This is a genomic window from Pseudoscardovia suis (assembly GCF_002797875.1).
In the GTDB taxonomy this organism is placed as follows: domain Bacteria; phylum Actinomycetota; class Actinomycetes; order Actinomycetales; family Bifidobacteriaceae; genus Pseudoscardovia; species Pseudoscardovia suis.
The window spans coordinates 1-24,964 of sequence record NZ_PGFC01000001.1 but is presented as its reverse complement, the minus strand read 5'-3'; the positions used below and the strand labels follow the sequence as shown (position 1 = coordinate 24,964).

Annotated in this window: 11 protein-coding genes; 2 read left to right on the top strand and 9 right to left on the bottom strand. The window is 59.5% G+C overall.

All coding sequences use genetic code 11. The annotated features are described in order from the left end of the window. Positions 1-152 precede the first annotated feature (152 nt). From CLV65_RS00055 to lysS, 7 genes are all read right to left on the bottom strand, one after another. On the bottom strand, positions 153-2,690 hold the full coding sequence (locus CLV65_RS00055) for a hypothetical protein (protein WP_094691209.1): 2,538 nt from the start codon (positions 2,688-2,690) through the stop codon (positions 153-155). Between the two features lie 190 nt (positions 2,691-2,880). Continuing rightward, entirely contained in the window at positions 2,881-7,599 is a 4,719-nt protein-coding gene (locus CLV65_RS00045; protein WP_100346257.1) for a DEAD/DEAH box helicase, read from the bottom strand. Positions 7,600-7,775: 176 nt separating this feature from the next. Then, entirely contained in the window at positions 7,776-9,776 is a 2,001-nt protein-coding gene (locus tag CLV65_RS00040) for a zinc-ribbon domain-containing protein (protein ID WP_158216098.1), read from the bottom strand. A 368-nt stretch (positions 9,777-10,144) separates the two neighbouring features. Beyond that, positions 10,145-11,539, bottom strand: a complete 1,395-nt coding sequence (locus tag CLV65_RS00035; RefSeq protein WP_094691211.1) for an NCS2 family permease — start codon at positions 11,537-11,539, stop codon at positions 10,145-10,147. A 381-nt stretch (positions 11,540-11,920) separates the two neighbouring features. Further along, positions 11,921-15,682, bottom strand: coding sequence for an AAA family ATPase (locus CLV65_RS00030; RefSeq protein WP_094691212.1), 3,762 nt, complete (start codon positions 15,680-15,682; stop codon positions 11,921-11,923). Positions 15,683-15,719: 37 nt separating this feature from the next. Continuing rightward, positions 15,720-17,126 carry a metallophosphoesterase family protein gene (locus CLV65_RS00025; RefSeq protein WP_094691213.1) on the bottom strand — a complete coding sequence of 469 codons (1,407 nt, stop codon included), beginning with the start codon at positions 17,124-17,126 and terminating at the stop codon, positions 15,720-15,722. Between the two features lie 622 nt (positions 17,127-17,748). Beyond that, entirely contained in the window at positions 17,749-19,326 is a 1,578-nt protein-coding gene (gene lysS, locus CLV65_RS00020) for a lysine--tRNA ligase (protein ID WP_244569146.1), read from the bottom strand. Between the two features lie 1,836 nt (positions 19,327-21,162). On the opposite strand from lysS, the gene CLV65_RS00015 reads away from it, so the two are divergent. Together CLV65_RS00015 and CLV65_RS00010 are read left to right on the top strand one after the other, a co-directional pair. Continuing rightward, positions 21,163-22,431: an OFA family MFS transporter gene (locus CLV65_RS00015; RefSeq protein ID WP_094691215.1), complete on the top strand. Its 1,269-nt coding sequence runs from the start codon at positions 21,163-21,165 to the stop codon at positions 22,429-22,431. A gap of 423 nt (positions 22,432-22,854) precedes the next feature. Next, a complete protein-coding gene (locus CLV65_RS00010; protein ID WP_144441875.1) occupies positions 22,855-23,136 on the top strand; it encodes a hypothetical protein in 282 nt (93 codons plus the stop codon). 129 nt (positions 23,137-23,265) lie between these two features. Here CLV65_RS00010 and CLV65_RS00005 read toward each other — a convergent pair whose 3' ends face one another. Next, a complete protein-coding gene (locus CLV65_RS00005; RefSeq protein WP_157847169.1) occupies positions 23,266-24,231 on the bottom strand; it encodes a zeta toxin family protein in 966 nt (321 codons plus the stop codon). Further along, entirely contained in the window at positions 24,228-24,530 is a 303-nt protein-coding gene (locus CLV65_RS08635) for a hypothetical protein (protein WP_157847168.1), read from the bottom strand. Before CLV65_RS08635 ends, CLV65_RS00005 begins: the two co-directional genes overlap by 4 nt. Positions 24,531-24,964: the final 434 nt, after the last annotated feature.

Below are 24,964 nucleotides of genomic sequence, written 5' to 3'. Positions count from 1 at the left end.
CCACTCCGCCTGCTGTGATTCCAAACCAGTGTCGGCTTGGAATCACGGCTGCCATATGCCCATATGACATATGCCCATATGAATAGACCTATGCACTATGCGTTTACATGCGAGTGCATAGGTCTATTGTTCATCGCCTCCCCATGGCGTTGTCAGCGATCGCCATTCTTGTGCTCATACTGATGGGAATAGGCGGATTCATGCGATTGGGGCGCTGGCGTTGGATTCTGGGATGCAGTGGGATCTTGCCAGTCGGCCGTCGTCTGCTGCCCATAACCCGAGTATTGATCCCCCGCCGCAGGCGATCCGTCAGCGGCAGGCGTTGCGGGATCATCAGGAGTGTATGCGTAAGGGTCGAGGGTGGACTCATCCGCAATGTAGGAGGCTGGCTGATATTCCTGCGACTGGTATCCCTGCGGCTGATACCCCTCTTGGTACCCCTGCGCTTGGTTTCCCTGCGGCTGGTATCCCGGTGCCTGATAGTCCTGGGATTGGTATCCCTGCGGCTGATAGCCATCTTGGTTTCCCTGCGGCTGGTATTCCGCCGACTGGTATACCGGCGCCTGATATCCCTGCGGCTGATACCCCTGCGGATGCCCCTGTGATGGATACCCCTGCGGCTGGTAGCCTTGCGGCTGATACTCCGCTGCCTGATACCCCTGCGGCTGGTACCCCTGTTGCGACTGGTAGTACCCTTGCGGCTGATAGCCCGGCTGGGAATCTGGCTGAGAATACGACGGGGCCGGATACGGGACTGCAACGGCGGTAGGAACCATCCCGCCCGCCAAATCAACACGCGGGGAGTAAGCGAGCGTAGTCTCGTACCACGATTCATCCACATGCTGCGCATCAAAACCCTCGGGCAGATCCGCGGGTTCGTGCGCACGCGGCAGACCAGCAAAAGGTGTGCCGGGAGCCTCCGGGTAGATGCACCCGCCATCACCGACAGGCACGCGTTGCGCCAGCTTGACGCCAACCACTCGCGCCAGCGCCTCCACGAGCAGCATCCATACGCCCGACAGCAGGAAGCACCATGGCATAGGTGCGATCGCGCCCCCCATATTGGCAGAATTGCCCGCCTCGGCATCCAAGAAGAAGCCATCACCACCCGTGCCCGATATATGCAACCGCAGCGAAAGAACCATGAAGCCGAACTGCAGCGCGGCCGCTATGAGCAACATCGCAACCGGAGCCTTCCACACGTGAGACCATTCGCCGGATTGCACATCGGCGCGATACCGTTTGCCGGCTCGCAGCGCCAAATACAGCGTCAATAGCACGAAAGCTGCGAACACCACCCATTTGAACCACGCACAGCTCATCGTGGGGAATGACCCCAGCCACGCACCGGTGAACAGGTCATGCAATTCCCCATTCGCCGGCTGGCTGCCATCGCCTACGTCGGATTGACCCAGCGGATGCAACTTGTACGTGCCGAAGCAGCACAACATGAACAGATACAATGCCAATTCTGGCAGCAGCGGAATCATGCCCACCCACATCTTCACAGGGTTCGAGGCAAGCCACTGCGCCGCCGGGTTCGAAGCATCCATGTTTGCCCCGGCATAATCGCTCATCGAATAGCACAGCAGCAGCGAATACACGAACGCCGCCACGGCAAACAGCCCGGAACCAAACACAAGCGTTTCCACCACAGTGCGCACATAACCCGACTGCCGGTGCATCCAACGCCAAGCGGCGTGGAACACGCTTGGCGCTCCAGAAGCACGGTTGCCCAGACTGATGCCAATCGCCGCACCCACGCCGGGCAGAATCCACGCCATGAAGACGGTGATGTACGTGAACGCGGAATAATGCGACATGAAAGTGATCACAAGAAAACTCGCGGATTCATTATGCCTGCCTACAGCCAGCAGCACCGAGATGATTGCCGACGCCCAGATAGCCGTTTGGATACCGCCATAGAGAGCGGACCTTTTGACGCGACGCAAGGCACCGGACTTGGCGATGATGTAGGCTCCGAACGCTGCCCCCAGCAACATCGCCACTCCTGCGATGCCTATTCCGCCGCGAAGCGTCGCTTCATACGACACCGTCGAGCTGTCTCCCGAGTCAGAAAGAAACATCTGCATACTGCTGCCGACGTCCATCGTCAAGTCGCAGTGAACGCTTCCGCCGATGCCTAGCCCCAAGGCGAGCGCAAACATCGTGAACATGCCCGGTTTCAAGCTGTCAATGACGTTTTGGATCATGCCTGAAAGCCCTGAGGAATCATCCAATCCGCCTGTGCCCAGTCCACCTGACCCCAATCCGCCAGAGCCCATGCCGGCGCTCTGCATTGCGGATGCCAATGAGCTGAAAGGCACCAGCTCCAGCAGAAGCGTCACGAGAGTGAATGCAATCGCCGCAGCCACTGCGAGCAGCGCAGCAAAAATCGCCGCACGGTTCAGGTCTCCCCAGCCATGGCGAGCGCCACGTCCAGCGGATTCCGAATGCAGCGTCATGCGAAACTGCGGCTGCTGCGGCGCCAGTTGCGTGAATTGCGCCTGCTGCGGTTGCTGTGGTGACTGTTGCGGTGGCTGCGAGAACTGCTGACTCCACTGCGGCACTTGCTGGAACTGCTGTGGCTGCTGGGGTCCCTGCGTCTGTTGCGGCTGTTGCGGCTGTTGCAGCTGCGGCTGTATGGGCGCCCCGCATACCGCGCAATACAGCTGCCCTTCTGGCACCATCGCGCCACATACCGAGCATTGCATATATTCCCCTCTCACTCCATGTCACCGGCGCATTGCGACGGCGCCGTGCACATTGAACGTGCACATTCACCATGCACATTCACCACGCGCATTGTCATACCATCGTACCCTAAGCGGATTGCATCGCAGGCAATACACCGCAAGCGGAGAAAACCGCAGACGGCCGTCATGACAGCAACCGCAGGATATCGCCACGCGTCATGCGACCAATTGAGGGTGGCGCAGAAGCATCCCCATCTCCGTCGAAACCGTCGAACAGAGCGGCGTCAGCGATTTTTGCATCTGCATCGCTCATCGCGCCGGCACTGCGATCCACCGTCGTGAACGCATGGGCGAGGCGGCTCTTGCTTTCCTGCAGGTCATGCACGCGCTCTTCCACCGTGTCAGCGGCAATGATCTGGTAGACATCCACGTCATGCGTCTGGCCGATGCGATGCGCCCTGCCGGTCGCCTGATCCTGCGCCGCAGCATTCCACCATGGGTCTGCGTGCACCACCACGGAGGCACCAACGAGGTTGAGCCCCGTATTGCCCGCTTTCAGAGAGATAAGCATGACGGGAGCCCCTACCCCGGCATTGAAATCATTGGCGAGTTCGATGCGACGTTTCTTCGGGGTGGAGCCCACGAACTGCACGTTGTCTATGCCTGCTTTATCCAAGCTCCTGCTAATGATGTCAAGGAACATGGTGAATTGCGAAAACACGAGCACCCGCCTGCCCGAATCGATGGCGGTGCTCACGATGTCCACAATGGCGTCGAGTTTGGCCGATGATGCCGTTGCATTGTTATAGACAAGGCGCGGATCACAGCAGATTTCACGCAGACGCGTCAGTTCAGCGAGCACAGGCAGCGTCATGCTCGACAGCGATTCATCAGGGTCGCCGTCAAGCATTGCGCGCAAGCGATGCTCCTGCGCTGCATAAAACTTGCGTTGCGCGCCTTCAAGCTGCACTTTGACCGTCGTTTCCAACCGTTCCGGCAGATCATGCAGCACCTGAGACTTCAAGCGTCGTTTGATAAACACCTGCGTGATGGCACGCAGCCGCAGCGCCGCGGGCACATCCGTGCGACCATCCTCGATGGCCCGCACAATCGGCCCTTCGAAATAGGAGCGGAACCAATGGTAGTTGCGCAACAAGCCAGGCATCAGAAAGTCGAAAATGCTCCACAGTTCGCTCAGCTTGTTTTCGATGGGCGTGCCGGTAAGCGCAAAACGATGCTGCGCATTGAGGCTCTTGGCCGCGTGCGTCATCTGTGCTTGCGGATTCTTGATGTATTGCGCCTCGTCAAGCACGACAGTGGAAAACATCGCATCCTTGTAATCATCGATGTCGCGACGCAGCAGGTCGTAGGACGTGATGATCAGTTCCGGCCGCTGCGGCGCGTCGTCCGATTGCGTGGATTGCACAGATTCCACAGGTTGCGCGGACTGCGTTACATCATCGCCAGCCACGGCGTTTTCTGCGTTGCCATCCGCCCCTGGCGTCACACTGCCTTCCGACACCCTCGCCACTTTGCGCACAACCGCCCGACGCTGGGCCTTGTTGCCGGCGGCGACCTCCACGCGAAGATCAGGCGCGAACTTCGCGCATTCGGACGCCCAGTTATACACCAAGGACGCCGGGCACACGACAAGCGCCGTACCGTCATGGCGCCGCGCGAGAAGAAGCGCAATGGTCTGCACTGTTTTGCCCAAGCCCATCTCATCGGCAAGAATGCCGCCGAAGCCCTTGTCATACAGTGTCGAAAGCCACCGGAATCCATCCAGTTGATAGGGGCGCATCGTCGCATTCAGGCTTGCCGGCGCGCTGTAGCGCTCAGGGTCTATGACCTCCATGTCGTGCACATAGTCGCGGAACGACTCGTCTTCGACCACCTCGTCATCGTCCAGCGCCTGCGCCACGAACGCACGGGAGGCCGGCAGTTGCGCGCCACCGTTGGCGATGTCATCATCCGTCAGCCCCAAGGCCTCGGCGGCGTCGCCGAATTTCATGAGCTCGTCGCTCGTATGGGAATCTTCAAGGTCGATGAATTCTCCATTGCTCAAGCGGTGGTAGCGGCGGCGCCTGCGGTAGCTGGCAAGCAGTGCAGCGACCTCGCTTGCGGAAATCTCATCAGCCATCGGCGAGACCTCCAGCAAGTGGGACTTCATGGACACGCCGAAACGCAAGTGTTTAATCGCACGGGGCTTGATCGCATTGAATGCATCCGTCGCATACACGGTGCCCGCCTGGCGCAGCGCATTGAGGCCATGATGCATGAGGAACATGATGGCGTCGGCATCATCGTCTTCGATCAACGCCAGCCCCTGGTCACTGACCGCAGGGAAAAGCTGGCGCACCATGTCGATGCCGATGCCCTCTTCCGTAGTGTTCCGGAACAACTTCGTCATGGCCCTCTGCTGGCTCATCCGCGCATGGACCACGCCCTGCCCGGGAATGAGCTGCACGGATGTGCCGGGATATCCGGCGACGAGCTCACAAGTGACGCCATTGTCGTCGCGGTCGAGGTAGAACGCGAGGTCCGGGTCGATCATATGACTTGATTCGCTTCCCTCGATTGTGGGAAGGGTGAGCCTCACCCCCGCGGATTCCAGAGCCGGCACAACGGAATCCTCGAACATCGCCCAGTCCGACGCCGAGACGTACTGCTCGCCCGAGTCCCCGCACAAGGCATTCAACGACGACTCAGCGCCGATGAAACCTTGGGAGAGACGGAAGAACGCCACGATGCCGTTGGTCTGGGGAGATTCCACCACCGCATACGAATGATGCACACCATGTACGAACGCTTTGATATGCGTGGCGGACATGAACGTCACACCCCGCGCCGTGCTGAAATCCTCGGCGCTGTATGGTTCGCTCGTTTGCTGGATGACAGTGGGATTGCCCGGAAGTTCCGCCTCAACCGTGACAAAAACGGCGGGGTCTCCTTCGAAAATCGGAGCATTGTGCATGGTGCTCGGATCCGAGTAAGGCGTGCCGCTGTGGCACTGGAACATGAGTGAGCTCGGGATGGCGGGACCAGCAATGGCGGAGCTAGGAGTGACAGAATCAAGCGCGACAGAATCAGGAGCAACAGAATCAGAGGCAGCGGAATCAGAGGCAGCAGCATCGGCAATCGCCTCACCTTCACGGCGCGCCACGCCCCTCCGTCGTTCCTCCCCGGCCGTTTGCGCTTGTATCGCCTCGAGATTCGCCGCCGCGTGAAGGCGCGCAATGGCCAGCGGACTCCTGCGGTTCGTCAAAAACGCCGGCGCATACCATTCGTCGCCAGGCGCCTCGCTTTGCACATGCGACCCATGGAGATCAAGCAGCTCACACACTTCAGGCTCACTGATGCGCAGTTTCTTGCCAAGTTCTGGCGCATAATCGCCGGACGCATAATACCGAAAACTCATGGTGCTGACCGTGAGCCGGGTGTCTTCCAGACGCAGCAGATACGCATAAATCCGCCGAGAATACGCATCAAGCAGCTGCGGTGCATGCACGAATGCGAGCTTCTTGCCATAGGCATCGTATTTGCAATCGCGAAAATCCCGGATGAGTCTGGATAGATCCTGCACCACGTATGAAAGCTGCCCGCAGTTGATGCGCAGTGAGAGCTCCCATCCGCCCGAACCGTATTCCAGATGCGGCTGCAGATGCACGCTTCCTATGGTCGGCACGACTGCGGATGATGCTATTGTTGCCTTTCTGCGTCCACGGCCTTTCGACGAACCGGCAGCGTTGTCTTCCAATTCGCGCAAGGATTCCAACGCACTCCGCCGATTTTGCCGACGCACGCCGGTTTTTCTCGAATTCGCCCGTTCCATCACCTCTTGCAATGCCGATGATGTGCGGCGGGCAGATGCCCTTGTTGACCGGGGTTTCGCTGCCGCCGGTTGCGCCGACAGCTCAGGCAGCGACATGCGCATGGCTCCTTCCGGTTCGTCCGTGTGAAGTCCCCAGCGCAGTGATGCGGTCGAAAACAACTGCGGCGCGATGATGAACAATTCGCACAGGGCGACCTCATGCGCACACAGCATTTCATGGGAATTCTGCGTGGCATTGGCGCTGCGCTCGGGTTGTTTTCCGACGGAGTGACTTCCGACGGAGCGTATCCGCGATGGGCGTGGCGATGACGCAGCGGACGGCATCGATGACCGCGACATGCGGCCTCCCCTGCTACCAAAGCTCACCCCATCCGACGCATCTGCATCGTCGTAACCTATGATGTCGTCACGATCGCCGAAATCCGCAAAATCGTCATAATCGTCCTCGGATTCCCGCCGCCAACCGCCATCATCACCGACGCTGCCGATGCCGCCGATGCCGCCGAGTTCAGCCCTCTGAGCGGCATAATCGTCACGACCGCCTTCGCTCACATCATGCGGCCTGCCTTGCGAATCCAGCCAGATTCCCGACCTGTTAAGCAATCCGACCGGGCAATCGCATCTGGCACCGCTCACTTCCATCGAGCCGTCAGCACAAGGGGTGATGGTGAGCGCCACCGGCCTCCAATCATCACCACGCTTGCCGCGAGCGCGCACGGCTCCAGCCGTCGCCCCACCCGTCGGCTCGGAATTATCGCTTCGGGGCGCCGCAGCAAGATTCACCTCACCATGAATCCTCACCACACGGCCGCCGAAATCCATTACGTCGCCAATGTCTATGCCGGTGGCGCGAATGTCCGTGGAATACAGCGACAGCCTGGCGCCGCTGATGTAATCGTCGGATTCTGACTGGGCGCGCAAGCAATCCTGCCACAACTGCGGTCTGATGCCTGCACGAATCTGCTGTTGTATTGCGATTCGTTCAGCAGAATCAGCGGCGTTCATGCTCGCGTGCATCGAGCCGCGTCGCCAACCGCGGCCATCGCCGTATTCAGAATCCCTCTCAGACACACAAGCCTCCCCGCGCTATCGCTACTTTCCACATGCTATACCGCCGTGCCAGCAATACGAAAAAACGCTCCAAGCATAATTACTTGGAGCGTTGCGGCCCCATGCGTCACGCGATGTATCAACACACCGCGCGGTTCATGGGAGCCGCATCTGATAAAGGGCCGACCAGCTCATCATCAGCTTTCAAACTGCGCCTGATTGACGTCGGACTCTTGCTGCTCGGAAGCAACAGCGGCGGACTGCGCCACTTCGGTCGATTCCACTGTGCTGGTGGTGGAATCTGCAGCGCTGGTGGATGCCGCGCCATTAGCGAATCCGCTCAGCTGGGTTGCGGCATCAGTAGCCTGGGTCTGCGGTGCCGCATTATGAACCGGCATGGCAATGGTAGGAGCATCGGAACCCGGCTGTGCAGCGAACGAGTCAACGCCAGGCGTTTCAGACTGCGCAGCCGCAGCAGGAGCCGGTGCGGCAGGCGCATCGACCGCTACCGTGCCGGGCAGCACGAACTTGTAAAGCGCTGGCAACGCAGTGACAAGCTGCTGACCGATGAGGCGCGACAGCGCTTCGACGATGAACACGCACACCGGCACCAGCAGCAGAATGCTCGGTTCCACCCTGAAAGCGGAGCGCTCATCCGATACTGTCATCTCGATACCTTGGAACAGCACCCACATCACCAGCATCACGCCGAAGGAAGCAACAGGGGCTTGCCATGCCTGGTCCCAGCCGGCTTTCGCCGGATCATACTGGTTGCGCAACGCCTCGCGCATCACCAGATACAGCAGCACGAGCACGAACAGCACGAGCAGAACCCACCACACCCATGCATACGAATGCATTCCTGAGAACGCGGAGTTCTTCTTGATGAGATTGGCAAAATTGAGGCTCGTGGTTGAACTGCTGCTCGACGAGCTAGCCATTTCGACGCCACCGAAGGTCAGTATCGAAAGCAGTGCAATCACCGCGGTGCCAAATCCCACGGAACACACGCTGGCAAGAAGATACTGGGAGGATGCGGAGGAGGAGTGGCCCACCTTGCCAGCGATAAACATCACCAGCATCGCGATGAACACAACGGCTGCGCAGAAGGCGAACACGATTTCGAAGAATTCGACAAGCGTGCGCAACCAGCCACGCGTATGGGACTTCCACCACGAGTACGCGAGGAACACGTTGTTACGCCCCGCAGACGTGGCAGAGGCAAGCGCGGATCCCGCCAGAGCGCCAAGCGCAGCAAGGATGAAAGGCAGGAAGAATGTGCGGGCTGTCACAAAGGTCATGCTGGCGCTGGCGCCGAAGCCGGAAGACGACTTGACAACGCTAACGGCAGCAAGGATGAGGCTCACGACACCCACGGCAAGTCCAGCCACCGCAGACGACACAACGCCAGCCCAACGGAACCGGATGGCGCTCTTCCGCGACAGCATATACACGCCGAACGCGCTGCCCACGACGAGTGCAATGCCTGCGAATCCAAGCACGCAAATCGACATTGATATCTGATCGGCGATCGTGGACATCATGGATGACACCAAATCGGAGTCGGAGAGTGCGCCGTCATATTCAAGGGATAGCTTTGCCGAGCCTCCGAGCGCAATCAACAGCAAGCCTACGAAAGCCTTGAACGGGTTGATATCATCCCCCGCGTCCCCCAATACCGATGACGCGAATCCGCTCATGGCACTGGGACGGAAGACCATGCATAGCAACAGCACGATGAGGTTCACAACAAGAGCGGCTGCAAGTCCGATTCCCACACCCTTGAAAGCAACCTGCCACACCTCCGGGCGGCTCAGATCGTTCTTCAGCTCAGCGACCTGCGGGTTGGACGCCGCCTGGGAAGTAACCGGCTGCTGCGTGGGCTGAGCCGCGGCAGACTGCTGCGCGAACGGCTGCTGTGCGAACGGCTGCTGTGCGAACGGCTGCGTGGGCTGCGGCTGAGCAGGCTGTGCAACAGGCTGCTGAACAAACGGTTGCTGTGAGGCAGCAGGCTGCGCGACAGGCTGAGCAGGCTGCGCGACAGGCTGAGCAGCATACTGCGGTTGCGGCGTGGACTGAGACGTTTCCGGCTGTGCAGCGGCAGGCTGCGCATTCTGCACTGCGGCAACCTGGAATCCGCAGTTATTGCAGAAGCGCGCACCCTGCACCAAAGGCGCGCCACATTGAGGACAGAACATAAAAGCTCCCTTTCGAGTTCTCGGAATTTCGCAATCAACATCATGGTATCTCACGGAATCTGTTCGATTCGAGAGAGTACAACGGCAATCCGCAAAAATTGTGATAGTGGAGTGAATCTGCAATGAAATGGCGCCACGAAGATGCCACGAGACATCACGGAAACGTTCCATGTTCCGCGACGTCAATCCCAAATCCGGCATGGCGACACGCCGCCCACACGACACGCCATACACAGCACACACCGCACACCACACACGCCACACGCCACACACCGCACGCCGCACACCGCACACCGCACACCGATAGCATCAATACAACAATGGCCCGCGCCACAAGGCACGGGCCACTGTTCAAGCAACGCGATGCATCACAGCAATGCCATGCACACGAAGTCGAGAATGAACAAAGCGGCGACGACCCAGATGACGGCGGAAACCTCCTTGGCCTTCTTCTTGCAGGTCATCACGATGCAGTACGTGATGAAGCCGCCTGCGATGCCGTAGGAAATCGAGTACGAGTACGCCATGAACACGGCGGCAAAAAACGCCGGGATGGCCTCGTCGATGTTGTCCCAGGCGATTTCCTTGAGGCTGGATGCCATCATGCAGCCGACGATAACGAGAACGCCTGCGGTTGCGGCGCTCGGCACGGCCGAGATGAGCGGCGACAGGAAGATCGACAGGATAAAGCAGATCGAGACGACCACGGAGGTCAGGCCTGTACGGCCGCCTGCGCCGATGCCCGCGGCGGATTCCACATAGGTCGTGGTGTTCGAGGTACCGAAGATAGAGCCGATGGACGTGGCGATGGAGTCGGCGAACAGCGCGCGATCCATCTTGGAACTGAAACCGGAGCCATTCTCAATCGACTTCTCGTCTTCCTCAGAGAAGATGCCAGTGCGGCGACCGGTGCCGATGAACGTGCCGATGGTGTCGAAGGTATCGGACATCGAGAATGCGAAGATCGTGACGAGCACGAGCGGGATGCGGGCCGGGTTCGAGAACAGCGCCGGGAATCCCTGCGCCGAGAAAATGGCGCCGAAGGTAGTGGGCAGCTGCGAGAATGCCTCGCCGATCGACACGGAGTTAGACATGGAGGTCAGCCCCATCGGCACACCGATGATTGCGGTGATAACGATGGTGAGCAGCAGGCCCGCCTTCACCTTCGTGACAGTGAACACGATGGCGAGAACCAAGCCGATGAGGAACAGCCACAACGTGGGGGTGTTCAGGGTTGCCAGGCCAGGCGTTGCGCTGATGGCGCCGCCGTTGGCGGCTTCGCTCGGGTCACTGGGGGTGAACTTGATGAACCCGACGTTGAGCATGCCCACATAGGCGACGAACAGGCCGATGCCAGCACCAATGGCATGCTGGAGCACCGGCGGGATGGACTTGATAATCATCTTGCGGATCTTGGTGACCGTGATGAAGATGTTGATCAAACCGCACAGGAACACCATGCACAGCGCTTCCTGCCACGTGAAGCCCAGGCCGAAGCACACGGTGTAGGTGAAGAAGGCGTTGAGGCCCATGCCGGCTGCCTGCGCGTACGGCACGTTGGCGAACAAGCCCATGATGAGCGTGCCGATGACGGCGGCGATGATGGTGGCGAGGAACACGCCTCCCCACGGCATTCCGGTCTTGCTCAGGACCTGCGGGTTGACGACGATGATGTATGACATCGCGAAGAATGTGGTGAGGCCTGCGGTTATCTCGGTGGATACCGTGGTGCCGTTCTCCTTGAGATGGAAGAACTTCTCCATGTGCTATGGCTCTCCTTGTGATGGATCTGAAGGCAATCACTGGTGATTGATGAATGCGAATGACGAGAGCCGCGCAGCGTTGGCGCGGTCACGAGAGCCGCAACCACATGCGCCGTCACCCCCGCCAAACACGTTCACACTATCACGCGACGCAGTCAGCGATGATGGGCACAGCGCAACCTGTTCATCTTAGATCGCGCGCGTGCCATGACTGCTCACTCTGCGCCCGTTGACACGCCCGCTGGCATGCCAACGGGTGCCACGCGTAAGCCCGCGCGAACACGCAAACACCACTGCGCCACAGCAGCATAACCGCAATACTCGGTGTGAAAGCCAGGTGAGGCCAGTGGTTGCCGATGCACCGACATCATCAATCGTGGTCTACGCGGTCTGGAAGTCAATCATGCTGGGACCGTCACCGTCCTTGCCGCCTGCGGATTTGCCGCGCATAACCTTGATCTGGGTACCGATGGCCTCCTGAAGCTGACTGACATGCGAGATGATGCCAATGGAACGTCCCTGCTCCGCCAGCTTTTGCAGTTCCAGGACCACGTCTGCGCGACAATTCTCGTCCAACGTGCCGAAACCCTCGTCAATGAAGAAGACCCCCATCTCGATGCCAGCGGCGCGCGTCTGCACAACACGCGCCAATCCTAGCGACAGTGCAAGCGAGATGAAAAATGTTTCGCCTCCTGACAGGGTTTCTACATCGCTGTTCCTGTTTGTGCGCGCATCATAGACGCTAATCGGAAGACCCTGCTTGGCACCGCCTTTTGATTTGTTTCCCAAGCTCAGGCGGAAGATGCCATCATGGATGCCTTTGAGGATGATGTTGGTCTCGTCAAGCACTGCTGTGAAGATCTGCTGCACCGCGTAGGCCGAAATCGTCAATCTATTGGGATTTTCTCCTCTGTAGTTCTTGCCACACAGAAGCTGACTCATGCATTGGTATGGCCATGCTTGTGAACGGGTCTCCTCCCATTCGTCGGCTGCCTTATCGATCGCCTTGCGCTTGGTTCCGAAACCCTCATACGACGATTTGGCGGACTCATACTTGCTGTTCGCATCATCATATGCGTGGGACGCATCATCAAAACACTCACGCAACGCCTTCTCATCAACAGCATCGATGAGGGCCCCCAGATGCGTCAACATGACGGGAGCGGATTCCCCGGATGCCAATTCGGTGGTTTTGTCAGCATCGGATAGGCCTGTGTCGGTATCTGCGGCACTAAAACCTGCAATGTCAAAATCTGCGGCGGCAGGAGCAGCGGCATCAGGAGCAGCGGCGCCAAGAACGGCATTGCCAAGAGCAACCGCATCAGGAGCAGCGGCGCCAAGACCAACGGCACCGGTCTCCTTGACCTTCCACAAATCGATGCATTCAGGCAACGCGTCGATGTCAAGCAGTCGCAGAGTACGGTTGCTGTCTTCAGTCAGATGGTCCCGCAGATCATCGAGCGCCGCCTTCAATTGGTCGTCTGTCGAACGCACATCCTGCTCGTACTGACGTACCTGTCCATCCAAGTGATCAAGATCCTTCGCGTCGAGGATTGCCGCGAGCGCCACATCCAAGGAAGCGAACCCACGCTCCGAAATGACTCTTGCAAGCTTGTCCCGAGCCGCTTCAAGATCCTTTTTCTTCTGGGCGAGAACATCACTGCAGGAGCGTTGCGTTTTCTCGGCTTCATTACGCTTGGCGATCTTGTCCGCTATGGCGTTAATACCGGAAGCGATCTTATCGTTAGATTCAATCTGCTCATTGAGATCAGCAATGCGCGCGGACAACGCGTCTTTGTCTTTGCCCACACACGCTTCACGTCTCTTGTCGACATCCTCTTGCTTGGTCGTTGCTTTTCCTTGTTGAACACGGAGGTCATTCGCCGCTTTGTCACGAGCCTTCTGCGCAACGGCGAGGGCGTCCGAGGCAGCTTTGAGCGACTGCAGTTCCTCCTCGACCTTTTCAACCGCCTTCAGATTCTTCACGGCGATGTCATGGTTTGTCTGCGCCTCGTTAGGCGTCACACCTTTGAGGCTTTCGGTCAGGCTTGAAATCTTGCCTTGGCACTGGTTGAGTTTGCTTTTCGCATCCTCCCATGCAGCCTTCGCTTCCTTGAACTTTCTGCCTGTATCGTCTATCTCGTCGGCATTGGATACAGCAATGACATGAGGATGCATGGTCGAACCGCAGACCGGGCACGGTTTGCCGTCTTCGAGGGCAATGCCGAGCTCAGCGATGCGCTGCTCCAGCTTCACTTGTTCGTTGCGTTCCTGCGCAGCATCATGGGTCGCCTTGGCCTCTTTCTCGTCGTTCTCAAGCTCAGTCCGCTCTTTGAGCAACCTGTCGAGGGTTTCGAAGTCAGCAAGCGTCTTGGCAGCGGCATCGAGTGCGCTCTGTACGACGGGTTTTGTTGCAACAACGTCTTTGGCGCTTTCATAGTCGGCGTTGATCTTCTCGGGATCGCCGCAGGATGCGAGTTTTGCCTCGGCTTCATCCAAGGTTTTCTTTGCCGACGCTACACCGTCCTGCAAGTCGGCAAGTTCCTTTTGCGCACGGTCGAGTTGATTGAGCTGGTCGAGGTCGGCAGTGCAACGGTCGCGCTCAGCCCGCTCCTTGGTTACTGCAATCTGCGCCTTCTGCGCCTCGGATTGGCGTTCTATCAGCGTCTCCTTCGACTCCATGGCAGCGAGCTTGTCGGTGGCGTCCTTCAACGCATGTTCTCTGTCAGCTACCGCTTTCTCGGCATCCTTGACGGCATCATTGGCGTCAGACACCGGAATGGCATTGCGTGCTTCCTCTACGCGGGCACAAATCTTACCGATCCGATCTTTGTCTGCCATGAGCATGGCCTGCCTTTCAACAAGCCCCTGCTGCTTGCGCAAATCTTCGGTGAGTTTACCCACCAAGGTGAGATCGACTTGGGCTTCGTCCCGTCTGTGTTGAGCTGCCTCTCGCACGTCGGCGCCTTGCATCACCACAGTGGAAAGCTCGATATCTATTCTGTCGAGAATAGCGTCAAGTTCATTCCGCTTATCGGCGATGTTATCGATGGGCAACTCCACCAGCTGATCGGCTTGAGACCCATTAATGGACTGGCTATTCCACCTCTCCAGTCGCTCCCCCAGGCTGATGGAAGACTCATGGGTATCGTCATCATCAGCGTCATCAATGTCATCAGCGTCATCAGATGTGATGTCATCGGAAGACGCAGCATCGTTGAAACCACTGGCATCATCATGGTCATCAGCAGCACCCGCACCATCAGCATGCTCTTCTGTGGTCGCCGCTATGGCCGACGCGGTCTCAGCGCCATCGACGGCATCACGATCAGGTTCATCCTCTTCGAATGGGAGGTCCGGCAACGCGCCTTGCAGTTCGGAGACTTTGCCGTGCAAAAGAGCGCTGGAATGCGCGATATCCGTGTCCTTTTCCTTTTCCATCTCCTGCAGGGCGTGTTGAATGCGGTCATAGACTCCCAAGCGAAAGATATCGATGAGCATACCGCTGCGTTCCTCCGGCTTGGCATGGAGAAACGATTCGAACTGCCCTTGCGGCAGACAGATGACAGTGCGGAACTGACTGGCGTTCAGACCGACGATTTCCTGAATGGCACTGTTAGCCTGTCTGCTGCCGTTCGCCACCACTGTGGCGCCCTCATCATCGCGAGCGAATCCGATAAGAACTTTGCCCGCGCCGCGCACATCAGGAGCATGCTCTGCCTTTTCCTGTGCCGCCTTATAACCATCCGAATCGAGTCTCTTGACGGTCACCGCCTCAGTCACTGGCACCCATGCAGATTGCGGATCGTCGAGATGGCCCTTCTTAGGATGGGAGTAGCCCGGATTGCGCTTGATGTAGTACGTTTTGCCGTTCTCACTGAAAATCAGTTCAACGCAGCTCGCCTCTTTGTTCGCGCCCAAAGGCAGAAAGCGCGAACGCATACGCTCTTTGCCTGCACTCCCATCATTTCTTGTTATTGTGCTGAATAGCGCGAAGCAGATTGCGTCAATGATTGTGCTTTTGCCGGCACCGGTGTCGCCGTCGATGAGAAACAGGCCGTTCTTTGACAGTTTGCCGAAATCAATGAAGAACTCATCTTTATATGGCCCGATGCCTTTGATGGCAAGTGCTTGAATCCTCATGGCAATTCCTTCTCTCGTTCCTTTTATCTACTGCCAGCTACTCTGCTGCATTCGTGTTTTTGCGTGACCGCTCCGTGTGCTTATCTTCTGCATCGGATACCCGTGCATCCGACGTCTCCCCTTGTGGGATGCCCTGTGCTCGACGAAGCGCTTCGCCCAAGACATCCCTTTCGCTTTCATTCGCATCACGATGCCCATTGGTGACGTCATGCACAAAGGAGAGCATGATGTCCATCGGATCGTCAACATTGCGGCGGATGGCATCGCCGTCAGCTGCAGCCTGGTCTTCTTCACCGTAGGGCATGACCGAGTAGGACAGCACACTGCTGAATGCGGCATGCACCTCACCCCACGGATCCTTGTGTTCCTCGGGGTCATAGGTGCCTTTGATGTTGACGAAATCCTCCCGGTATTGAGCATTGTCAGGACCGAGAATCTCATTGAGGTCGCCTCGAATATTGACGATGCGACGCTGGCCGGATTGGACGGAACGCTCAGCGATGTCAGTCACCTTGCCGTTTTCGACCGTGACGATGTCCACGACACGGTAGTTGCCTTCCTGCGGCTCGGATTGCTTGACGTCATCGGCGTCATAGGCAAGCAGCGACCCGCAGTAACGCGCCTGAGGAAGACGCCCATCCCCTACGATGGTGACAATCTGCGGTTTGTGGATATGTCCGAGGGCAAGGTAGTCAAAACCCGTGCCCGCGAAGTATTCGCTGGGGATTGCGTCCGCAGTCCCGATAACAAACGGTGACTCTGATGCGGCATGCTCCGTCTCACCGCCGGAATAATTATCAAGTCTCTCCCCGATCTTTCCACGCATGCGACTTGCCACATTCGCATGCATCATGAGAATGGCCGCGAGGTGAGAGTCCTGCGCGCGACGCATGGCAAGATCCCGTGCCGCCAGCTGAATGGCGGCACCAGTGACGGACTGGGTGGTCTCGTCCACAGTCGATTCCTCAGGCAGATCCGGGTTAGACTCATGCATAAGTCTGTTGATAGGATTACGCGCTGAGCTGGGGTACAGGTAGGGGAAAGCGTATACGGCAAGCCTTTCATCGCCTCGTTCGATCATCACTGGCTGAGCCACATCTTCGACCGACGCGCAGATGTGGAGGTTCGGCGTCACCAGTCGGGAAAGATACCCCAGCATGGGAGCGGAGTCATGATTGCCTGGGATAAGGATGACATCCACGGCAGGTTTGCCATCGCGCTCGATGCTGACAAGCTTGGTCAGTACGTTGTCGAGCATGGTCATCTGCTGGTCCCCGGGACGTTTGGTGTCGTAGACATCACCGCAGATGAGCACTACATCGATATGCTCATCGCGCACGGTGTCGATGATCCACTGCAATGCCCGCTCTTGGGCATCACACTGATCATAGCCATTGAGCTTGCGCCCCAAATGCCAGTCAGATGTATGCAATACCTTGATCATTTCCGTCTCCCTTGGACTATCCGCATTCCCAAATCTGCAGCCGTATCTTCAGCGAACGAACATTGCCTCGTCACCCATCTGCATCGTGCGGGTTCCGTTTGCCGCCGGCCTTGCCAATCGCTGTTTTCTCTCAAGTTAACCAGTTATTTTGCACAATGCAAAGGTGCACGACTACTTGCTCAAATGGGCTACAGCCACAACGCTTTTTAGCGTGTTGCAAAATTGCGCAATTGCAAAATTGTATGCGTTGCAGCATGCATTTCTCCATTTGCATACGTTTCAACACAATTTGCACAATATTCATTCCAAAATCATCAAATTCTTACCCACCCATGCCCCACCAAACCTCCCTCATCGGCGACTCACGGCACTCGCCTCAACAGACATGACGATCAGCCCTACACACAACGTCCCACAAACGACAGACTCAAAGCAGCAGAACCACAGCCCTGCAGCATCACACAGCACCACAACCCCACAAAACCAAACGCCACAGCACCAAACGCAGTGGGGCGCCGCAACAAGCGACACCCCCAATACAAATACTGTCAAGGCTCCCAACTGGGAAGCGACCCCAACAGCACAACACCGCAGCCAGCCCATCAGACCAGCCGGCACGATGTCAGCGCAGCGGCTTGACCAGCGGGAACGTGATCGTCTCGCGGATCGTGGCACCCGTCAACGCGATGAGCAGTCGGTCGATGCCCATGCCCATGCCACCTGCCGGCGGCATGCCCACGCCCAGCGCCTCGAGGAAGTCCTCATCGATGTCGCCAGCCTCCTCATCGCCCGCCAGCGAATCCTTCGCCTGGTCGAGGAAGCGTTCACGCTGCACCACCGGATCGTTGAGCTCGGAATAGCCGGTCGCCAGCTCGAAGCCGCGCACATACAGATCCCACTTCTCAACCACGCCCGGCTTGGAACGGTGACCCTTAACCAGCGGCGACGTCTCGACCGGGAAATCGCGCACGAAGGTCGGTTCGTAAAGCTTGTCCTCGTAGAAATGCTCCCACAGGTGCTCCACGAGCTTGCCACGGTTCTCGACCTCATCGCGCTCCACATCGAGCTTGTCGGCAATCTGCGCCAGCTTCTCTTGCGGCGTTTCAGGCGTGATCTCTTCCCCGAGCGCCTCGGAGAGGGAATCATACATGCTCATCTGCTTCCATTCGCCACCGAAATCGTATTCCGTGCCGTCGAGCAAAGTCACCTTGTGGCTACCGAACACATCCATTGCGGTCGTCTGGATGAGCTCCTTGGTGAGCGCAGCAATCGTATCGTAATTGCCGTAGGCCTGGTAAGCCTCGACCATCGTGAACTCCGGCGCATGCGTGGCATCCACGCCCTCGTTGCGGAAGTCACGGTTGATCTCGAACACGCGCTCGATGCCGCCTACGAGGCAGCGCTTGAGGAACAGTTCCGGCGCGATGCGCAGGTACAGGTCAAGGTCGAACGCATTCATGTGCGTCGTGAACGGGCGCGCCGCAGCGCCACCATGAATGGTCTGCAGCATCGGCGTCTCGACCTCAAGGAAGTCATGGCTTTCGAAAGTGTGACGCAGCGACGAAACTGCCTTCGAACGATTGCGCACCATGTCGCGGATCTTCGGGTCGGCGATCATGCCGATGTAAGGCTTGCGCGTGCGGGTGTCTTCATTGAGCTCCTTGTGCAGGGCCGGAAGCGGCTGCAGCGCCTTCGCGGCAATGGCCCACTCGGTAGCGAACACCGACAGCTCGCCGGTCTTGGAGGAAATCACACGACCACGCACATACAGGTGGTCGCCCAAATCAACGAGCTGCTTGAAACGCTTGAGGGAATCCGGACCGACCTCCTTCTTGGAAATCATGCCCTGGATCGTGGTGCCGTCGCCCGACGCGAGCTGCACGAAGCACAGGCCGCCCGTGTTGCGCAGGAACATCACACGGCCAGCGATTCCCACAACGTCCTCAGTTTCGTCACCCGCCTGCAATGCGTTCTCGTACTTGGCGCGCACCTGCGGAATCGTGGCGGTCACATCAAGGGTGACCGGGTAAGGCTGGATGCCTTCCTTAAGCATGAGTGCACGCTTGGCCACGCGCATCTGCACCTGCTCGGAATGACCTTCAGGGTCGGATGCGTTGATGGCGTCATCGAGTTCTGCTCCGGCATCAATGCGCTGGGCGATGGCGGCGTCCTGGTCGAGCAGCAGCTGCGCATGGTCGATGCTGCTGCGAGTCTGCTGCTCCTTGGTTTCCTCGGTGGTAGGGGTTCCCGCGGTTGCCGATGCCGCCGCGGTTGATGCAGGCTGATTCTTATCGTTTTCGTTAGTGTTAGCCACAATATCCTCGCTGCTCGGTGTATGCCTTGTAGTAGGCCGCTGGCGCCTTGCGAATCTTCAACAGCGCCATGACTCTTGAACCTCTTCATATTACGTTTGGGCGGCGATAGGACGCAACGCGGGGTAGTCGGGAGCCATTGATACAGCATATGCCGGCGCTCCGGGGCGTCCCGGACGGTGCCGGGGCGCCGGAATTACCGCGAGGCGGCGCAACCGCCACCGAGGGATCACGGGAGCGCACCCTCAACAGCAACTACACGTCCCACCCCACCCGCACGGCAGCACAACCACCGCCGAGGGCGCAAGGAAGCGCACCCTCGACAGCAGATACCTCTGCACCAGGCCACTCAATGGAGCCCAACCACCACCGAGGGTGCACAGGAATGCACCCTCAACCACGATTAACACCCCAAGCACCCAGCCCCGCAACGGCAACCCACCCTGAGGGCGCACAGAAGTGCACCCTCGACAGCAGATAGACCCGCACCAGACCACCCAGCAGAATCCAACCACCACCGAAGGTGCACAGGAATACACCCTCAACCGGATTCACCCCCACTCCTGCCGCTACTCTGTCACCCAACTGCCACCGAGGGTGCAGCATTGCGCACACTCGACAGCAATTACACGACCCAACCCACCTGCACGGCAGCACAACCGCCACCGAGGGCACAAGGAAGCGCACCCTCGACCGCAGATAACCCAACGCTAGGCCGCTCAACAGAATCCCACCACCACGGAGGGTGCACAGGAGTGCACCCTCAACCAAGAACACCCTGTCCCCAACCTTCAACTCAACCGCACAACCGACGCCGAGGGTGCACAACAGTGCATCCTCGACCGGGTCTGCCCCACTCCTGCCGCTACTCCGTCACCCAACTGCCGCCGAAGGTGCAGCATTATGCACCCTCAACAGCAATTGCACGACCCAACCCACCCGCACGGCAGCACAACCGCCACCGAGGGCGCACAACACCGCACCCTCAACACCGATTAGGGCTCCAGACACCAAGTCCAGCAACAGCAAAACGCCCCGAGGGCACACAGAAATGCACTCTCAACCAAGAATACCCCGCCCCTACCGCCGCCTCAACCGCACAACCACCGCCGAGGGCGCAAGGAAGTGCACCCTCGACCGCGATTAGCACCCCGAGCACCCAGCCCAGCAACACCAATCTGCCCCGAGGGTGCACAACAGTGCACCCTCGACCGGGTTTGTCCCCACTCCGGCCGCCGTCCCACCATCCAACTGCCGCCGAAGGTGCAGCATTGTGCGCACTCAATAGCAATTGCACGGCCCAACCCACTTGCACGGCAGCACAACCACCACCGAGGGCGCAAGGAAGTGCACCCTCAACAGCAAAGTAGCCCAACGCTAGGTCGCTCAACAGAACCCCACCCACGCCACGCACAGCAATCAACCCCGCAGTGTGACGCCACTCACAATTCTGCGCGAAAGCCTGCTAGCTGATAGTGTCGTGCCCGCAGAGATGCGCAGGTGTTAGCCCCGACATCTCCGCCATCGCTGCGGAGAGGAATACATGGCGCGCAATACACGTCAGCACACGTCACCATCCGCCCCCCCAACAAGCACAGACCCTGGTCTTTCAACAATCTCCCCAACAAGCTCAACAAGCTCAACAAGCAGCCCAAGCAGACCAACAACCCCAAGCTCCCCACCAACCCCAGCAGCCGACACGCGACCCGCTCAACAACCGCTGGATGCGTGCCGTCGTCCCCGCGCTGCTCATTCACGTCTCCATCGGCACCGTGTACTGCTGGAGCGTGTTCAAGCAGCTCATCGCCGACCAGATGCACACGGCACCCGGCACCATCGAGTGGGCGTTCTCCCTGGCGATTTTCTTCCTTGGCATGTCCGCCGCGTTCCTCGGCCCCGTGGTGGAGAAGGACATCCGCCGATCCGCGCTCATCAGCCTTGTATGCTTCGTCGCAGGATTCGCCGGAACGGGCGCGAGCATCGCAGCCGGATGGCTGCCCGGCGTGTTCATCTGCTACGGCGCGATCATGGGAGTCGGCCTGGGCGTAGGCTATCTCACGCCGGTGAAGAACCTCATGCTATGGTTCTCCGACAACAAGGGTCTCGCCACGGGCATCGCCGTCGCAGGCTTCGGATTGGCGAAGGCCATCGCAAGCCCCGTCATGACCTGGCTTATTTCTTCCGTTGGCCTCACCAACATGTTCTATGTGCTGGCTGCCGTGTATGCGGTCATGATGTTCCTGGGATTCCTGCTCATTCGCCGCCCCGCCGGCTACGCATATTCCGCGGCGGCGCGCGTACGCAGGCGCACAGTGATGCGGCGCCCGGTCTTCTGGGCCATCTGGGTGGCGTTCTACCTCAACATCACGTGCGGTCTGGCGCTGATTTCGCAAGAGAAAGACATCCTCCATGATGCACTCGCCGCAATGCCGCGATTCGCAGGGCTTGATGCCACGGCGTTCGCAGCTGCCACGGCAGGTTTCATCAGCATGGTGCTGGCGGTGGACGCAGTGTTCAACGCCGCCGGACGTCTGGGGTTCTCTACCCTCTCGGACCATTGCCGCCGGCGCGAAACCAGTTATGTGGTGATTTTCGTCATGTCGATCGCCGTGTGCGCCATGCAGGTGGCGTTCCATTCGATTGACAACGCGACCATGTGGATGATTCTCATCATGCTGTTCCTTGTGAACGCAGGCTACGGCGGGGGCTTCTCCACGCTGCCAGTGCTGCTGGAACAACATTTCGGCATGGCGTCCGTATCGACCGTGCACGGACTTGCGTTGAGCGCATGGGCGTTCGCAGGGCTATCCGGCAACCAGCTTGCATCGTTCGTGGTTTCGCATGCTTCGGATCCGGCGCATCGCTACGCTGCCCTGATGCCGATTCTGGCGGTGCTGTACACGGTTGCACTGGTGGCGATTCTGCTGGTCATGTGGGACCGTGATAAACACAGCTGGCAGCGAGCGCAGCGCGGATTTCAGCCGAAGCGCTAGCGTCCGGCTTCGCGCCGTTCACCGAATTCCATCCGCGGCCGAGGATGCATTATTGTGCACCCTCAACCTGGATTACCCCCGCGCCGACCGCCACCCACACCCTAATCTGCTGCCGAGGATGCATTATTGTGCACCCTCAACCTGGATTACCCCCGCGCCGACCGCCACCCACACCATAATCCGCGGCCGAAGATGCATTATTGTGCACCCTCAACCCGGATTACCCCCGCGCCGACCGCCACCCACACCATAATCCGCGGTCGAGGATGCATTATTATGCACCCTCGACCGCAGATAGACCGCAATAAGGCCACCCGATGGGACCTAACTGCCACCGAGGGCGCACCATCGCGCACCCTCGGGTGAGGACCAAGGCGTTCCGCATCGTCAGACCATCATGATGGATGGAAGGGGATGGAGAGCATGACGCCCGGTGACACGCACATGCACGGCCTGGGGCGCGATGACCTGCTCGCCCTGCCCGTGCGCTGCGGCTTCGAGATGGTGGAGACGAACGTGATGGCGAGCGTGTACGGCAAGGGCCATGGGTTTGCCATCCGTGCCAGAAACCTGAAGAAAGACTGCATAGCTCGACAGTTGCGCGCGGGACGGCATCGTCCTGTTCGCGGACAAAAAGAAAACGGAACGTCTGACAGTGTCGGCCGGGCTCAAAGTGCCCGGTGGAATAACAGACTTTCCGTTTGATACAAAATTACGTCGCCCCCGGATGCGGTTCGCATGGTGGGGATTGGCTTGTTTTCAAGGGTTTCCAGCTCATGGCGTGAACGCCTGACGCCGGCTTGTTCTGGCATGTGGCGTGTGCGGAGGCGCGGTTCACCGATGGTGGCCGCGCCCTTTCGTTTGCCTGGCTGCGGGCGTGCCGGCCTGCCTGGTGGTGTCGCCGACGGGTTCCTGCCCTGGGTGCGCGCCCCGGCCTGTGCGTTCCGGTGCGGCCGGAGCCCCGGGCGTGTCGCGGTTCTCGGCGTGTGCGAGGGAGCGGTGGGCGTCGCGCTCGATGAGGTCGAGCTGGCGCGTGGCTTCCTGGTTGCCGGGCGTGTGGCGTTCCGCGAGCGTGCGCAGGCTCGCTGTCTCGCTGAGTGCCTGCCGGGCTTCCTGTGGCGTGAGGTCGCGGTGGAATTCCTGGCTCCATGCGGCGGCGAACGCCTGGGGGTCGTGCCCGTCGTAGAGGACGGTGCCGTCCCGGCTGATGACGGTGAGCCGGTCCATCAGCCCGCTGTCCGCGATCAGGGGCACGTTTTTCTCAAGGTTCGCGATGGTGGTCTCGTGCGCCGCGGGCGGCGTCCACCGGGCGACGCCCATGGCCGCGAGGTCGTCGTAGAAGCGTGCGAGCGTGCCCAGGCGGCTCAAGGCGGGCGGCACGGCGAGGAGCACGGCGTGCGTGCCCCGTCCCAGGGCGATGGCCTTCCCTGCTTCGTCGAGCACGGTGGGCGCGTTGCGCCATGTGCCCTCGATCACGCAAGAGACGCCGTGGTCGTCCGCGTATTTCACCGCCATGCCGGTCCATATGCCGGCGGCCTTCGCTGTGATGCCGGGCATGGCGAGCGGGTCGTTCTCGACGAGCGCGTCGAAGTCGGGGTGGTACTGGCGGAAGTCGTCGCCCACGACCGGCAGGATTCTGCCGCCGTACAGCTTTTTGACGAGCTCCTGGCCGCGTGTCTTGCCCGCGCCCGGCTGCGCGCCCAGGAACACCGTCGTGGACGGCAGGGAGCGCACCGCCTGGGACCTGATGCGCGGCAGGATGCGTTTCCTCCACAGCGCCTCGTAGTCGGGTTCGGTCACAGCAGCGCCCCCAGTTCCTTGCGCCTGGCGTTCCACCGGTCCATGGTCTCGATCTGCTGGGCGCGGTCGAACGGGTCGACCTCCTCGCGTTCCCTGTCGAGCGCGATTGCCGCGTCCATCCATTTCTTCTCGGCCTCCGTGTCGCCGGCGGCCTCGGCCTTGTTGGCCAGGGCCATGTACCGTCCACCAAGCCTGGTGCCGGCCTCGTAGAACACGTCGTACAGCGCGGCCCCGTCGAGCAGCGGGTGGCCGTCCTGCGGGAATGCGTCGTATTCGCCTGTCGTGGTGGTGTCGCCCATGTCGTCTCCCTTTCCCGGCCGCCTCGTGCGGCCGCCACCCACCATCATCCGGCGCCCGGCCGCGTGGCGCAAGCGCGCCATGTGGAGGAAGCGTGAAGATTCCACCACGAAGACGGTAAAGGGCCGGGACCCTCGCGGACCCCGGCCCTTCGAATTAGGACGAATCTCATTCCAAACGGACGTCGGCCCGACCCCGAGACCGGGGCGTAGCAGTGGCCTTCGCCTGATAGGAACCCTACCACGATTCCTGTAGAATCTCCGACATATAGGAACCAAAGTTATTGCTTATAATCCCCGCAGGCGTTGTGGCCGTAAGCGTGTCGGGGTGTCGAACTTGGTGGCATATAGGAACCAAAGTTATTGCTTATAATCCCCGCAGGCGTTGTGGCCGTAGGCGTGTCGTGGTGTCGAACTTGGTTCCCGTGTCTTCATGG

What these genes read in the sequence shown, in the direction of transcription:
- CLV65_RS00055 (WP_094691209.1), bottom strand. Translation starts at nt 2,690, where the DNA reads ATGGTGCCAGAAGGGCAGCTGTATTGCGCGGTATGCGGGGCGCCCATA.
- CLV65_RS00030 (WP_094691212.1), bottom strand. Translation starts at nt 15,682, where the DNA reads ATGAGGATTCAAGCACTTGCCATCAAAGGCATCGGGCCATATAAAGAT.
- CLV65_RS08635 (WP_157847168.1), bottom strand. Translation starts at nt 24,530, where the DNA reads ATGGGCGACACCACCACGACAGGCGAATACGACGCATTCCCGCAGGAC.
- CLV65_RS00015 (WP_094691215.1), top strand. Translation starts at nt 21,163, where the DNA reads ATGCGTGCCGTCGTCCCCGCGCTGCTCATTCACGTCTCCATCGGCACC.
- CLV65_RS00035 (WP_094691211.1), bottom strand. Translation starts at nt 11,539, where the DNA reads ATGGAGAAGTTCTTCCATCTCAAGGAGAACGGCACCACGGTATCCACC.
- CLV65_RS00040 (WP_158216098.1), bottom strand. Translation starts at nt 9,776, where the DNA reads ATGTTCTGTCCTCAATGTGGCGCGCCTTTGGTGCAGGGTGCGCGCTTC.
- CLV65_RS00010 (WP_144441875.1), top strand. Translation starts at nt 22,855, where the DNA reads ATGACGCCCGGTGACACGCACATGCACGGCCTGGGGCGCGATGACCTG.
- CLV65_RS00025 (WP_094691213.1), bottom strand. Translation starts at nt 17,126, where the DNA reads ATGATCAAGGTATTGCATACATCTGACTGGCATTTGGGGCGCAAGCTC.